This is a genomic window from Pelomonas sp. Root1237 (assembly GCF_001425055.1).
GTDB lineage: Bacteria > Pseudomonadota > Gammaproteobacteria > Burkholderiales > Burkholderiaceae_C > Pelomonas.
Genome location: NZ_LMDK01000017.1, coordinates 349167 through 362555, shown reverse-complemented (window position 1 = coordinate 362555; position 13389 = coordinate 349167). Strand labels below are relative to the sequence as shown.

Annotated in this window: 12 protein-coding genes; 8 read left to right on the top strand and 4 right to left on the bottom strand. The window is 70.2% G+C overall.

The genetic code is table 11. From position 1 onward, the window contains the following. Positions 1-6 precede the first annotated feature (6 nt). Together ASC91_RS19620 and ASC91_RS19615 are read left to right on the top strand one after the other, a co-directional pair. Entirely contained in the window at positions 7-1410 is a 1404-nt protein-coding gene (locus ASC91_RS19620; protein WP_056200617.1) for a glycoside hydrolase family 30 beta sandwich domain-containing protein, read from the top strand. Positions 1411-1510: 100 nt separating this feature from the next. Further along, entirely contained in the window at positions 1511-3808 is a 2298-nt protein-coding gene (locus ASC91_RS19615; RefSeq protein WP_056200614.1) for a bifunctional diguanylate cyclase/phosphodiesterase, read from the top strand. Here the strand turns inward: ASC91_RS19615 and asd are convergent. Both asd and ASC91_RS19605 read right to left on the bottom strand, forming a co-directional pair. Beyond that, a complete protein-coding gene (asd, locus tag ASC91_RS19610) occupies positions 3750-4586 on the bottom strand; it encodes an archaetidylserine decarboxylase (RefSeq protein WP_056200611.1) in 837 nt (278 codons plus the stop codon). The genes ASC91_RS19615 and asd overlap by 59 nt on opposite strands. Positions 4587-4615: 29 nt before the next feature. Next, positions 4616-4924, bottom strand: coding sequence for a helix-turn-helix domain-containing protein (locus tag ASC91_RS19605; RefSeq protein WP_056200609.1), 309 nt, complete (start codon positions 4922-4924; stop codon positions 4616-4618). 88 nt (positions 4925-5012) lie between these two features. On the opposite strand from ASC91_RS19605, the gene ASC91_RS19600 reads away from it, so the two are divergent. Both ASC91_RS19600 and ASC91_RS19595 read left to right on the top strand, forming a co-directional pair. Further along, positions 5013-5378 (top strand): VOC family protein, encoded by a 366-nt coding sequence (locus tag ASC91_RS19600; protein WP_056200607.1) that lies wholly within the window; start codon positions 5013-5015, stop codon positions 5376-5378. Between the two features lie 33 nt (positions 5379-5411). Beyond that, complete coding sequence (locus ASC91_RS19595; RefSeq protein WP_056200604.1) at positions 5412-6197, top strand: rhodanese domain-containing protein; 786 nt, start codon at positions 5412-5414, stop codon at positions 6195-6197. An 11-nt stretch (positions 6198-6208) separates the two neighbouring features. Here the strand turns inward: ASC91_RS19595 and ASC91_RS19590 are convergent, their stop codons facing one another. Together ASC91_RS19590 and ASC91_RS19585 are read right to left on the bottom strand one after the other, a co-directional pair. Continuing rightward, positions 6209-6757, bottom strand: coding sequence for a YfiR family protein (locus ASC91_RS19590; protein ID WP_056200601.1), 549 nt, complete (start codon positions 6755-6757; stop codon positions 6209-6211). Continuing rightward, positions 6745-8655: a TonB-dependent siderophore receptor gene (locus ASC91_RS19585; protein ID WP_056200598.1), complete on the bottom strand. Its 1911-nt coding sequence runs from the start codon at positions 8653-8655 to the stop codon at positions 6745-6747. The genes ASC91_RS19590 and ASC91_RS19585 overlap by 13 nt, the downstream gene beginning before the upstream one ends. A gap of 241 nt (positions 8656-8896) precedes the next feature. On the opposite strand from ASC91_RS19585, the gene ASC91_RS19580 reads away from it, so the two are divergent. From ASC91_RS19580 to ASC91_RS19565, 4 genes are all read left to right on the top strand, one after another. Next, complete coding sequence (locus ASC91_RS19580; protein ID WP_056200595.1) at positions 8897-10198, top strand: UDP-N-acetylglucosamine 1-carboxyvinyltransferase; 1302 nt, start codon at positions 8897-8899, stop codon at positions 10196-10198. Positions 10199-10350: 152 nt separating this feature from the next. Beyond that, a complete protein-coding gene (locus tag ASC91_RS19575) occupies positions 10351-11349 on the top strand; it encodes a TIGR02285 family protein (protein WP_235532033.1) in 999 nt (332 codons plus the stop codon). Between the two features lie 3 nt (positions 11350-11352). After that, positions 11353-12261, top strand: coding sequence for a pseudouridine synthase (locus ASC91_RS19570; protein ID WP_235532032.1), 909 nt, complete (start codon positions 11353-11355; stop codon positions 12259-12261). Beyond that, the gene (locus ASC91_RS19565) at positions 12258-13355 is read left to right on the top strand and encodes a diguanylate cyclase (protein WP_056200589.1); all 1098 of its coding nucleotides are present in this window, start codon (positions 12258-12260) and stop codon (positions 13353-13355) included. The genes ASC91_RS19570 and ASC91_RS19565 overlap by 4 nt, the downstream gene beginning before the upstream one ends. The last annotated feature ends 34 nt before the right edge of the window (positions 13356-13389 follow it).

Here is a 13389-nt window from a genome sequence, read left to right as displayed (position 1 = left end):
ACCGCCATGAAGATCCTTCTGCTCGCCCTGACAGCCGCGCTCGCCAGCGTTGCTAACGACGAACCTGTGCGGGCTTTTCTGACGACCGCCGACCAGCAGCAGTTGCTGGCGCCAAGCGAAGTGAGCAAGTCCGCCAACAAGGCCGATGCCGTGATCCGCATCGACCCGAAGCGCCAGCACCAGCGCATCGCTGGCTTCGGAGCGGCCATCACCGAGGGCTCGGCCTGGCTGATCCGCCACGGCATGAGCGAGCCCCAGCGCGACGCGCTGATGCGCGAGCTGTTCACGCGCGAGGGGAATGACGGTAAGGGCCTGGGCTTCGAGCTGACGCGGCTGACCATCGGCGCATCGGACTTCTCGCGCCGCCACTACAGCCTCGACGACATGCCGCCGGGCCAGACCGACCCCGAGCTGAAGAACTTCTCTCTCAACACCGAACGCGCCGACGTCATCCCCGCCGTCAAGCGGGCCCTGGCGCTCAACCCCAAACTGCAGGTGATGGCCTCGCCATGGAGCGCGCCGGGCTGGATGAAGACGACCGACAGCCTCGTGCAGGGGCAGCTCAAGCCCGAGTTCTACGGCGCCTTTGCCCGCTACATGGTGCGCTACGTCGAGAGCATGCGCGCCGAGGGCGTGCCCATCTTTGCGCTGACGCTGCAGAACGAGCCGCACTTCGAGCCGCCCGACTACCCCGGCATGCGCATGACGCCGGCCACGCGCGCGACCGTCGTCGGCCAGCACCTCGGCCCGTTGCTCAAAGCCCAAGGCCTGAAGACGCAGATCCTGGAGTGGGATCACAACTGGGACGAGCCGTGGAGCCCGCTGTCCATGCTGTCCGATGCCACGGCGCGCCAATATGTGTCGGGCGTGGCCTGGCATTGCTATGCGGGGGACGTGTCCGCGCAGTCGCAGGTGGCCCAGCACTTCCCGGAGCTGGACGTCTGGTTCACCGAGTGTTCCGGCGGCGAATGGAAGCCGCAGTGGGCCGAGACACTGCCCTGGATCACGCGCAACCTCATCATCGGCAGCACCCGCCACGGCGCGCGTGGCGTGCTGATGTGGAACCTGGCGCTGGACCCGCAATACGGCCCGCACCTGGGCGGTTGCAAGGACTGCCGTGGCGTCGTCACCATCGACCCCAAGAGCGGCAAGGTCACGCGCAACATCGAGTACTACGCCTTCGGCCACGCCAGCCGTTTCGTGCAGCAGGGCGCACGGCGCATCGACTCGGAAGGCGGCGAGGGCAGGAAGACGGGCCTGGACCACGTCGCGTTCACGAACCCGGATGGCAGCACGGCGCTGATCGTCAGCAACTCCGCCGGCGCGCCCCGCCGCTTCACGGTGCAGGCGCCGGGCCAGCGCTTCAGCTACGAGCTGCCGGCCAGCGGCGTCGTGACCTTCACCTGGTGACCGTTGGGCGCTGGCCGCGCGTGACATCCGTCCTGAGTTCTAACGACTCGGCGCGTGACTGATGTCACGTGGCGCGGCCCATCCTGGCTAGGATGGGCCGATGACGGGATCCCTGCTGATCAGCACCAGCTTGATCGCCCTGCTTGGCGTGGCGCTGCTGGTGCTGGCGCGGCTGGAGCCTGGTCATCCCCACATCAGCGACTGGGGCTGGAGCCATGTCCTGCTCGCCGTGGGCCTCACGCTGGGCATCGCCCTCGTGCCGCCGGACCCGGAGTCCGTGCACTACAAGCTCCAGGCCACCGTGGCGACGGCGGCCGTCATCGCCTCGCTGGCTCTGCAACTGGCTGGCGCGGCGCGCTACCGCGGCCGGCTCTGGCGCTGGCGGCGCAACGCGCCGCTGTTCGCGTCCCTGCTCGGCTTCATCCTGGCGCTGGCGCTGGTGCAGCAGCGCCATGCCGTCGTTGCCGCTGCCCTGATCCTGACCGCCGGCGCCTGGCTGGCCGCCGCCTGGCTGTGGCGGGATGGGGCGACCGGCGAGCGCTTCGTCGCCGGCTGCTTTGCGGCCTCCGGCCTGGTGCACCTCAGCGGCCCGCTGCTGGACCCGCTGGCCCGCTCTCCCATCACCCACATCCTCGGTACCTATGTGCAGGCCGTGCTGGCCATGGCGCTGATCCTGCTGTCGGTGCGCCGCGCCCATCACGAGACGCAGCGAGTCAATTCGCAGCTGCGCCAGCTCTACGAGCAGTCCATGCAGGGTCTGCTTGTCGTGCGCGAGTCGCGGGCCGTCTATGCCAACCCGGCGGCGCTGGCCATGTTCGGTTTCGACCGCGTGGAGGACATCGGCCCCATCGGCCCGCTGATCGCCACTTCCGACATCGAGGCCGCGCGCGCCCGCTACCAACGCCTGCTGCAGGAGCGCAGCGGCCAGATCGCCTGGGAGGGCGAGCGCTACCGCAGCGATGGCCAGGCCGTCTATCTGCGTGGCAGCTCCAGCTATATCGAATGGGAGGGTGGGCCGGCCCTGCTGGTGCTGATGCTGGACGACACCGCGCGCCAGCGCGCCATCGAGGCGCTGCGCCGCCAGGCCCTGCATGACGAGCTGACCGACCTGCCCAACCGCCACGCCGCCCTGGCCCGCCTGGCCGAGCTGACGGTGCCCGGCAGCCCGGGATTCGCGCTGCTGTCGGCGGACCTGGACCGCTTCCAGCTCGTCAACGAAAGCCTGGGCCACGAGACCGGCGACGCGCTGCTGCAGGCCATCGCGACACGCCTGCGCGAGGCCCTGCCGCCCGAGGCCCTGCTGGCACGACTGGGCGAAGACCAGTTCCTGCTGCTGCAGCTCGGCGTCGATGACGACGCGGGCGCCCTGCTGGTTGGCCAGCGCCTGCTGGCGCTGATGAACGCGCCCTTTGCCGTTGCCCACCGGGCCTTGTATGTGCACCTGTCGGTCGGCATCGCGCTTTTCCCCGCCCATGGCCGGGACGGCGCGGCCCTGCTGCGTGCGGCCGATGTGGCCATGCACCAGGCCAAGCAGCAGGCCGGCGCGGCCGTCGTTGCCTTTCGGCCCGGCATGTCGGCAGCGGCGGGCGGCCTGCTGGAGATCGAACAGGCCCTGGCCGCGGCCATCGAGCGCGAGGAGTTCCAGCTCGACTACCAGCCGAAGTTCGAGGCCGGCACGCGCCGCCTGGCGGGCTTCGAGGCCCTGGTGCGCTGGCAGCGCCCCGGGCGCGGCCGCGTCAGCCCGGCGGACTTCATTCCCGCCGCCGAGCGCACCGGCCAGATCGTGCCGCTCGGCGCGCTGATCCTGCGCCAGGCGGCCCAGCAACTGCGTGCCTGGCAGCAGCAGGGCCTGGCCGTGATGCCGGTGGCCGTGAATGTGTCGCCGCTGCAGTTCGAGGACACCGGCTTTGCCGATTGGGTGCTGGACCTGGTGCGCGCGCATGGCTTGGCGCCGACGCTGATCGAGGTCGAGATCACCGAGACCGCCGCGATGACGCACATGGACCGTGTGCTGCCCCAGCTTGCCCGGCTGCGCGACGCCGGCGTGGGCGTGGCGTTCGACGACTTCGGCACCGGTCAGAGCTCGCTGACCCTGCTGCGCCGCCTGCCCATCACCACACTCAAGCTTGATCGCAGCATGATCGACCCGCTGCCCGAGCCGTCCGCCGGCGCCGTCGTGCGCGCGGCCTGCGTGCTGGCCCAGGCGCTGGGCCTGGCCATCGTGGCGGAAGGCGTCGAGACCGAGGCGCAGGCCGCCGAGGTCGAGGCCTTGGGCTGCACACATCTGCAGGGCTGGCTGTTGGCCAAGCCCCTGGCGCCCGCTGCAGCTGCGGCGCTTCTCAGCTCGCCATCAGCTCACCCATCCGGACCGAGCCTCCCGGTTGCCACGCCGGGTTGAACTGCAGGCCGCTGTTCTCGAACAGCATGACGACCGTGGAGCCGAGCAGGAAACGGCCCATCTCGTCGCCCTGGGCCAGCGTCGCTTGTCCAGGTGTGTAGTCCCACTCGCGTACCGGGCCGGCGCGGTTGATGACGCCATGCCAGACCGTGGCCATGCTGCCGACGATGGTGGCGCCGACCAGCACCAGCACCCAGCGACCCAAGGTGTCGTCATCGAACACGCAGACGACGCGCTCGTTGCGCGCAAACAGCCCCGGCACGCCGCGCGCCGTCGTCGGGTTCACCGAGAACAGCTCGCCCGGCACATGCACCATGCGCACCAGCCGCCCGGCGGCCGGCATGTGGATGCGGTGGTAGTCCTTGGGGCTGAGGTAGAGGTTGGCGAACAGGCCGTCCTTGAACCGCGCCGCGAGCTGCGCGTCGCCGCCGACCAGGGCCGTCGTCGTGAAGGCCTGTCCCTTGGCCTGGAAGATCTGGTCGCCCTGGATGCGGCCCACCTGGCTGATCGAGCCGTCCACCGGGCAGATCAGCGGAGCATCGGCCGGCGGCCGCGCGCCGGGCTTCAGCGCCCGGGTGAAGAAGTCGTTGAAGGTCTTGTAGGCCGTGATGTCGGGCTCGGCCGCCTCGGCCATGTTGACGCCGTAGCGCCCGACAAAGCGGCGGATGACCGAGGTCGTCACGCCACCCAGCGGCTTGGACGCGTAATGCCCGGCCAGGCGTGTCATCGCCTGCTTGGGCATCAGGTATTGGGGCAGGACTTTGAGGCGGTCGGACATGGGAAGGGGCCGAATTGCGGTCGAGGATTCTAGGAGTCGCGCCACGGCATGACGACCCGGCGCAGCGGGGCCGCCGTCGTCGCGACCTGATCGGCGTCCAGCAGGCCGCGGCGCTTCAGGTGGCGGATGGCGGTCTGCACGGTCGACTTGGCCAGGCCGGTGCGCGTGGCGATCTCCTGCAGGCTCAGCGGCACGGCTTCCGCGCGGCGTCGCTGGGCCTCGCAGGCCAGGCAGAGGTAGACGAGAAAGGCCGAGGGCCGCCGGTCATGGCCGCAGAGGTCGGCCATCAGCGTGTCGACGACATAGGCGTCGATCTGGTGGGCGATCGGTTTGTGCATAGCGATCAATGCTATAGCAGCCATCGGACGCGATCCGCCCGGGCGCTTCCAGAATGGGCGCCACGTCCAACAGCTTCGAGCCGCCACCATGATCACCCACGTCAAATTCATCGGCGTTCCCGTCGCCGACCCGGCCCGCGCGCTGGCCTTCTACCGCGACCAGCTCGGCTTCGCCGTTGCTACCGACCAGCCCATGGGCCCGGGCAAGCGCTGGATCGAGCTGCGCATCGGCCACTCGGCCACGCGCGTCGTGCTGTTCACGCCCGAAGGCCACGAGGATCGCATCGGCACCTTCTTCAACGGCGCCATCGCCTGCGACGACGTCGAGGCGACCTGCCGGCAGCTGCAGCAGCGCGGCGTCGAGTTCGTCGCGCCGCCGACGGCCCAGCCCTGGGGGACGTTCGCCAAGTTCAAGGACTCCGAAGGCAACGTCTTCGTGCTGTCCTCCAGCTGAGGCCCCGGCAGCCGGGCGCGACAATCCGCGCCGATGCCCCTGGTCCACAGCTCCTTCTACCGTTTCACGCCGGTCGCCGACCCCACCGCCTTCGCCGCCTGGCTGCGCGAGGCCGCCGCCGGTCTGGGCGGCGTCATCCTGGTGGCCGGGGAAGGCCTGAGCGCCGCGGTGGCTGGCCCGGCCGAGGTGGTGGCAGCTTTTGAAGCGCTGCTCCAGCAGCAGCCTGGTTTCGCCGGCCTGCATTGCAAGCACAACGCCTGCGAGCGCTCGCCCTTCAGTCTGCTCAAGGTCTCCGTCAAGCGCGAGATCGTCGCCTTCGGCATTCCCGGTGTCAGCGGCGAGGACACCGGCACCCATGTCAGCCCACAGCGCTTTCGCGAACTGCTGGCCGACCCCGACACCGTCGTCCTCGACAACCGCAACACCTTCGAGTTCAAGCTGGGGCGCTTCCGCGGCGCCATCGACCCCGGCGTGGCCCACTTCCGCGACTTCCCGGCCTATGTCGAGGCACACCGCGACGAATGGCAGGGCAAGACGGTCGCGATGTACTGCACCGGTGGCATCCGCTGCGAGAAGACAGCAGCGTGGATGCAGGCCCAGGGCCTGAAGGTCGCGCAGCTCGACGGCGGCATCCTGGGCTTCCTCGAAGCCTTTCCCGACGCCGCAGCCGATTGGCAGGGCGAGTGCTACGTCTTCGACAAGCGCATCGCCATCGATGCCGCCGGCCGCGAGACGGGCACGACGGCCGAGCAAGTCTTCAGCGACCCGGCCGACGCCTGGCGGCTGGCGCGGGCGCGGCGGCTGGATCCCGAGGACTGACGTCCGCAGCTTCAGCGCGCCGCCGCATGCACCTTGTGAGCGACGGACAGCAACCGTGAGCTCATGCGAAGGCCAGCGCGTTCCGCGCCGTCAAGCAGCACATCGAAACGCACGCGCCCGCCAACGACCAGAAACTGAATGGCGCCGGCGCGCGGCGAGGCCTCGCCGGAAGCGCCCTCGCTGACCAGCAGCAGCCCGCGCCGTGCGCTGGCCGTTTCGCCCTGAGCCAGGAACAGCAGGTGCACGGCCGGGTCGGCATCGGCCGCGCGCACGCGCCGCACCTGCACCGGCCGCGCCTGCACCGTGCGCCCCTGCAGGGTCTGGCTCAGCTCGCCGAGCATGGCTTCCGAGCCCTGCACGCCGATGACAAAGGGCGCATCGATAGCACCCAGCGCGCCGTCGGGCCAATCCACATAGGCCGTGAACTTGTAGAGGAACTCGGCCTTGATGCGCACCTCGCCGCCGGCATCGTCGGTCTGTGCATGGCTCATGCCGGCCGTCAGCAAGCCCAGCGCGAAGGCCAGCAGCGGCCTGCGCCGCGCCGGTGTCACGGGGTCCACCGCAGTTGCGCGTAGGCCTCGGGCCCGAAGACGCTGCGGCCCGGCGCAGCATTGGCCTCGGCATGGCGGCCATGCAGCAGGTTGCGGCCGCCCAGCGTCAGCGCCAGCGTGGGGGTGGCGCGCCAGCCGTAGTTGAAGTCCAGCACCGTGTAGGCGGGCACGGCCGGCTTCGGCAGCGCGGCGACATGGCGCAGCGCCACGTCCAGCTCATGGCGATCCGCCGGCTGCAGCGTGGCGCGCAGCTGCCATTGCCGCGGCGGGTCGTTGCCCAGCGCGGACGGCCCCACCGGGTCGCGGCTGCCCGGCTGCACGGCCAGATCTTGTTGCAGGGCATTGAAGCCGGCACTCCAGCGCAGCCAGGGCAGCGGCTGCCAGTGCGCCCAGGCTTCCAGGCCCCAGCTGTTGCCGGCGATCATGTTCTGCACCACGGCGTTGGGCGGCGGCTGGCCGCTGCGCAGCTTCTGCCAGTCATGCTGGTACAGCGTCAGCGCATAGCTCAGCGTGCTGCTCGGCTGGCCGCGGTGGCCCAGCTCGACCACGCGCGCGACCTCCGACACGAAGTCGGCCCCGCCCGCGATGATGAAGGGCGGCTTGGGCGGCAGGCGCAGGTCGCGGTCCAGCCGGGCCGGCGCGCGCACCGCGCGCGACAGCGAGGCCCACCACTGCCAGCGCGGCGACGGCGACCAGGCCAGGCGCAGCGACGGCAGCGTCTCCCAGCCGGTGTAGTCGTTGTGCTCGAACTTCGTGCCCGCCGTCAGCCGCCAGCCGTCCGCCAGGGTCAGCTCGTCCTGCACGAACAGGTTGTGCCATTGCTGCCGCGCGCTTTCGGGCACGAAGCCGAACACCAGCCCCGGCGCGATGTGGTCGCGCGAGCTCCGCCAGCCGCCGCCCCAGTCGATCTGGTGCGCGCCCCAGGCCAAGCTGTGCTGCGCCTCAAGGTCCAGCACCGTGAAGCGCGGGCTGTACAGGATCGTGTCCTCGCGCCGCACATGGTCGTAGTAGGCCTGCAGGCGCAGCCGCGAGCCGCCGTCCAGCCGGCCAGTCCAGCGCGCCAGCAGGTTCTGCCCCGACGTGCTGACGCCGCCGAGGTTGCGTGTGCCACTCAGGCGGTCTGCCGTATCGCCGCGGTAGACGTCGCCCTGCACGGTCAGCCCGTCCTCGCCGCTCAGCCAGTCGGCGCGCCAGCCCAGTTGCCAGCGTCGCGACTTGTCCGTCACGGCCACGCCGGCTTCGGTCTCGGTGGCATCGCGCTGCAGCAGCTTGGCGTAGGCGCGCCAGTCGCCTTGCAGCGGCAGTTTGCCGCCGAGGCGCAGCGCGGCCGAGCGCTCGTCGGTGCCGGCGTCGGCGCGCAGCAGCAGCCCCGTGTCCGCGGCCGGCCGGCGGATGATGTTGATCACCCCATTGACCGCGTTCGTGCCCCAGACGCTGCCGCCCGGGCCGCTGATGACCTCGATGCGGGCGACGTCGTCCAGCAGCACGTCCTGCTGGTCCCATTGCACACCCGAGAAATAGGGCGCGTAGACCGTGCGGCCGTCGATCAGCACCAGCAGCTTGTTGCCCACCGAGTCGTTGAAGCCCCGGGCGCTGATGGCGTACTGGTTGGCGTTGAGCCGCGCGACCTGCAGGTTGGGCGCCAGCAGCAGCGCCTCGGGCAGGCTGCGCGCGCCTGAGCGGCGTATCGCCTCGGCGCTGATCACGTACAGCGAAGCCGGCACCTGCGCCAGCTTCTCGATACGCCGCGACACCGAGCTGATTTCGATGTTGGACAGCTGCTCCAGCGACAGATCGCTCAGGTCCTGCGCCGTTGCGGGGGAGGCCAGCAGCGCCAGCAGCACGGCGCTGCCGCCGGCTCGGCGGCGGGTGGGGCGAGGCTTGTCCTCGTCAGTTGGCTGGCGCACGGATCACCTCCCTGTCGTCGGAGGTCTGAAATGACCCGGACTGGTCGCGCCAGCATAACAACGCTGTCCGCTGGATGCGGCGTCGCCGGCGCCGCTGGATAGACCCGCGGCCGGACCCCGCGGCGGAAGATTGATTCCCCCAGTTCGGAACAAAGCTTCCGGGCGGCGGCGGGTGCGTCGCGCCGCAAACGCCGACAATGCCACCGCGCGCCGCTTGCGCGCACCGAAATCCCCTCATTCGATGTCTCATCTGATCGTCCACGGCGGCACGCCCCTCTCGGGCCGCATCATTCCCTCGGCGAACAAAAACGCCGTCCTGCCCATCCTCTGCGCCACGCTGTTGACCAAGCAGCCGGTGCGCCTGCGCGGTGTGCCCGAGATCACCGACGTCAAGAAGATCGTCGAGGTCTTCCGCAAGCTCGGCTCGCAGGTCGAACTGGACTTCAAGACCGGCATCCTCGACGTCCACCACCGCGACACCCATTTCGACCCGGCCACCGACCGCCTGCCCGAGGAGATGCGCTCCTCGATCATGCTGGTGCCCGGCCTGATGGCCCGCTTCGGCGCCGCCCGTATCGAGGACGACGTCAAGGGCTGCACACTGGGTGCGCGCGAGATCGACCCGCACGTCGAGGTGTTCGAGCGCTTCGGCGCCCAGGTCCAGCGCCTGCCCGACGGCCTGGTGCTGCGCGTGCACCGCCCGCTGACGGCCAACCATCACTGGACCGACTACGCCTCCGTCACGACGACCGAGAACTTCGTGCTGTGCGCGGCACTGGCCGACGGCGTGTCCACGCTGACCAACGCCGCCAGCGAGCCGCATGTGCAGGAGTTCTGCAACTTCATGTCGCTGCTGGGCGCCAAGATCGAGGGCCATGGCACGTCCAAGCTGAAGATCACCGGCGTGCAGGAGCTTGGCGGCGCCGACTACACCTTCACCGAAGACTTCCACGAGATCGTCACCTTCCTGGCCCTGGGCGCCATCACCGGCGGCAACGTGCAGGTCAAAAACGGCGCGCCGGAGATGTTCCCGCTACTGGACCGCACCTTCGCCAAGTTCGGCGTGCAGATCGTCCACGAGGACGGCTGGAGCCGCTGCGTCACGAACGGGCCGCTGAAGGTGAAGGAGCCCTTCACGCGCAACATCCTGCAGAAGGTGGAAGCCGCGCCCTGGCCCTATGTGCCGGTGGACCTGCTGCCCATCTTCGTGGCCCTGGGTGTCAAGGCCGAAGGCAGCGTGATGTTCTGGAACAAGGTCTATGACGGCGCCATGGGCTGGACCAGCGAGCTGGCCAAGTTCGGCGCCCATGCCTTCCTGAGCGATCCGCACCGCATGATCACCTTCGGCGGCAAGCCGCTGAGCCCGGCCGAGGTCGAGAGCCCCTACATCATCCGCGTCGCCATCGCGCTGCTGATGGTGGCGGCCAGCATTCCCGGCAAGAGCGTGATCAAGAACGCGACGCCGATCCGCCGCGCCCACCCCAATTTCGTCGAGCACATCGGCGAACTCGGGGCGCGCATGGAGTGGGTCGAGGGAGATTGAAATGGAGCCCCTCGCCCAGTCGCGCCGCGCTGTACGCGGGCGCGCCCGGTCGGTCTTGCCGACCGCGCAGCGGGCAAGCCCGCAGCCCTTCGGCAGGCACATGCCGCCCACTGGGCGCCATGTGTCCAGCCTCAGCCCCCTGGGGGACGGCGATGCTTGCGGCATTGAGCCGCAAGCACATCGCCATGGCGGGCCGGCTCGGGAGCGGCCCAGCGCTCGGCCCGAAAAACGGGGTCGCTGAAGTGCGTGGGGCGTTGGCGGTAGCCGCACTGGTTTTCACGGCCGCGGCAGCGTCCTCTGTTGCGTCGCCCGCCGACACCATCCGCTGGGTGGCGCAGGATGTGCCGCCGCACTTCAGCTTCGTGCAGGGCCAGCCGCCGCGCAGCGTGGCCGAGCTGGGCCACGGCGAGGTGGACGGCTTCATGCGCGTGCTGCTGGCGCGCATGCCCGAGTTCCGGCATGAGTTCGTCGAGGCCAGCACCGCCCGCTATGAGGCCGAGAGCCGCCGCGGCGAGACCCTGTGCTCGACCCTGCATGTGCGCACGCCCGAGCGCCTGCAGTGGCTCTATTTCTCGCACCTCTACCCGCCGCTGATCTCGCGCGAGATCCATGTCATCGTGCCGCGCCAGCGGCTGGCCGAGCTGTCCCAGGCCCGGCCCGGGGACGGCCGCCTCGTGCTGGCCGACCTGCTCAAGCGACAGGACCTGCGCCTGCTGCTGGCACGGGACCGCGCCTTCGGCGCGCAGATCGACAGCCTGCTGTCACACCAGGTCGTGCCACGGCTGGCTGTCGGCGCCCAGCTCAGCACCCAGCTGCTGGACATGCTGCGCGCCGGCCGCATGGACTACACGCTGGAGTACCCCAGCGTCGTCAAGGAATACCTGGCCCGCGTCGGCGACCCCGGCGCCCTGGTGGCGCTGCCGGTGGCCGAGGGCCTGAGCACGTTGCTGGCCACGGTCTCCTGCAGCCGCACGCCGCAGGGCAGGCGGTATATCGAGGCCATCGACGCCGCGGTGCGCAAGCTCGCCCGGGAGCCCAACCGCGAGGCCTGGGTGCGTCAATGGCGCGGCAACCGTGCCGAGCCCCAGGACATGAAGCGGCTGAACGCCTACATGGACGAACGCGCCCGCGGCGGGCCGCGCATCGAATAGGCCGTGGCGAGACCGCCCAAGCCGGTCCTGCCGCTGCGCGAAGGCGTCGCGGCAAGTGCCGTGTTCTGTCCGGCCGGGCCCTGGGGCTCCATGGCCGCCTTCCTCGCCGAGCGCCTGCCGCGCGTGGTCGACTGGCCGGAACGCCTCGCGCGCGGCGACGTGGTGGACGACGCCGGCCACGCGGTCGTCGACTCGCCCTACCGCGGCGATCGGCGCGTCTACTACTGGCGCCACCTGGACGTCGAGCCCGACATCCCGGCCGGCGAGCGCATCGTCTTCCAGGACGAGCACCTCCTTGTCGCCGACAAGCCGCATTTCCTGCCGGTGACGCCCAGCGGCATCTACGCTCGGCAGACGCTGATGGCACGTCTGCGCCACGCCACCGGCCTGGCGGACCTCAACCCCGTGCACCGGCTGGACCGCGAGACGGCCGGCCTCGTCGTCTTCAACCTCCGCCGTGACGAGCGCGACGCCTACCACCGCCTGTTCCGCGAGCGTGTCGTCACCAAGGTCTACGACGCCATCGCGCCGCTGGGTGCCGGCCCCTGGCCGCGCGTGGTGCGGCACCGCCTGGAGGAGCCGACGGGCGACAACTTCATGCAGATGCAGGTCGTCAACGGCGAACCCAACGCCGAGACCTGGGTCGATCTCGTCGAGCTCTTGCCCGATGGGTTGGCGCGTTACGAGCTGCGTCCCCACACGGGGCTGCGTCACCAGCTGCGCGTGCAGATGAATGCCCTCGGGCTGCCGCTGGTGGGTGATCGCATCTACCCCGTGCTGCAGCCCCACGAGAATCCGCCGCGCTTGGACGCACCGCTGCAACTCGTGGCGCGGGCGATCTCGTTCACAGACCCCGTCACAGGTCTGCAACGCAGCTTCGAGCGCGCCGCCCCGACAATCGCGCCGACATGAACGCGCCCAACCCTCAAGCCCAGGTCCAGGAACTGCGCCGCCAGCTGCAGTCCCTGCTGGACGCCGCCAAGGCCAATGAGCGCAAGCTGGATCGCTTCGACGCGCTGGAGCGCCGCCTCATCGCGGTGAGTTCGATGGAGGAGTTGGTCAACCTGCTGCTGGTCGACTGCCGCGACGATTTCGGCCTGGACGCCGCCGAGCTTTGGCTGCTGGACCCCGAGGAAGAGCTGCGCCGCGCCCTGCCGGCCCTGCCCATGATCAAGGCGCCGCGGCTGCTGGACAGCCATGGCCCGCTGAAGGACCTGTTCGGCGCCGCGCGCACGGCCCGCCTCATCGGCCCGGGCCCGGACGAGGCGCTGCTCGCCAAGGCCTTCGACATGCAAGCCGGCGTGCGTTCCGCGGCCCTGCTGCCGCTGATCCGCCAGGGCCTCTTGATCGGCAGCCTGCACCTGGGCTCGCGCGACCCCGAACGCTACGACGCCGCCTCGGGCACCAAGTTCCTCGACCGCCTGTCGGCCATCGCGGCAATAGCCATCGAGAGCATGCTCAACCGCGAGCGCCTGCGCCGCGCCGGCATGACGGACGGCCTCACCGGCGTGCACAACCGCCGCTACTTCGACCACCGCAGCCTCATCGAGTTCAGCCAGGCCGTGCGCCATCGATACCCGCTGGCCTGCCTGTTCCTGGACATCGACCACTTCAAGGCCATCAACGACGGCCACGGCCATCCGGTCGGCGATGAGGTGCTGCGCCAGGTTGGCGGGCTGATCCTGCGTTCGCTGCGCACCGGCGATCTGGCGGCGCGCTACGGCGGCGAGGAGTTCATCGTGTTGCTGCCACGCACCGACCTGACGGGTGCCTGCGAGGTGGCGGAGCGCATCCGCCTGATGGTGCAGGAGGCGCCTTTCGTGACGCCCGATGGTGGCACCGTCAGCGCGACGCTGTCGGTCGGCCTGGCCATGCTGCCGGCCAGCGCCACGAGCTTCACCGACCTGCTGGCCGCGGCGGACAAGGCGCTCTACGAAGCGAAGCGGGCGGGGCGCAACCGCACGGTGACAGAGGATATTGGCGCCGCCACTGCCGCCGCATCGTGAACGATGCCGCCGCGGCTTGTTGGGCCGGGGGCCG

Coding starts and splice junctions, on each gene's coding strand:
- ASC91_RS19620 (WP_056200617.1), top strand. CDS start 7: ATGAAGATCCTTCTGCTCGCCCTGACAGCCGCGCTCGCCAGCGTTGCT.
- ASC91_RS19615 (WP_056200614.1), top strand. CDS start 1,511: ATGACGGGATCCCTGCTGATCAGCACCAGCTTGATCGCCCTGCTTGGC.
- asd (WP_056200611.1), bottom strand. CDS start 4,586: ATGTCCGACCGCCTCAAAGTCCTGCCCCAATACCTGATGCCCAAGCAG.
- ASC91_RS19605 (WP_056200609.1), bottom strand. CDS start 4,924: ATGCACAAACCGATCGCCCACCAGATCGACGCCTATGTCGTCGACACG.
- ASC91_RS19600 (WP_056200607.1), top strand. CDS start 5,013: ATGATCACCCACGTCAAATTCATCGGCGTTCCCGTCGCCGACCCGGCC.
- ASC91_RS19595 (WP_056200604.1), top strand. CDS start 5,412: ATGCCCCTGGTCCACAGCTCCTTCTACCGTTTCACGCCGGTCGCCGAC.
- ASC91_RS19580 (WP_056200595.1), top strand. CDS start 8,897: ATGTCTCATCTGATCGTCCACGGCGGCACGCCCCTCTCGGGCCGCATC.
- ASC91_RS19575 (WP_235532033.1), top strand. CDS start 10,351: ATGCTTGCGGCATTGAGCCGCAAGCACATCGCCATGGCGGGCCGGCTC.
- ASC91_RS19565 (WP_056200589.1), top strand. CDS start 12,258: ATGAACGCGCCCAACCCTCAAGCCCAGGTCCAGGAACTGCGCCGCCAG.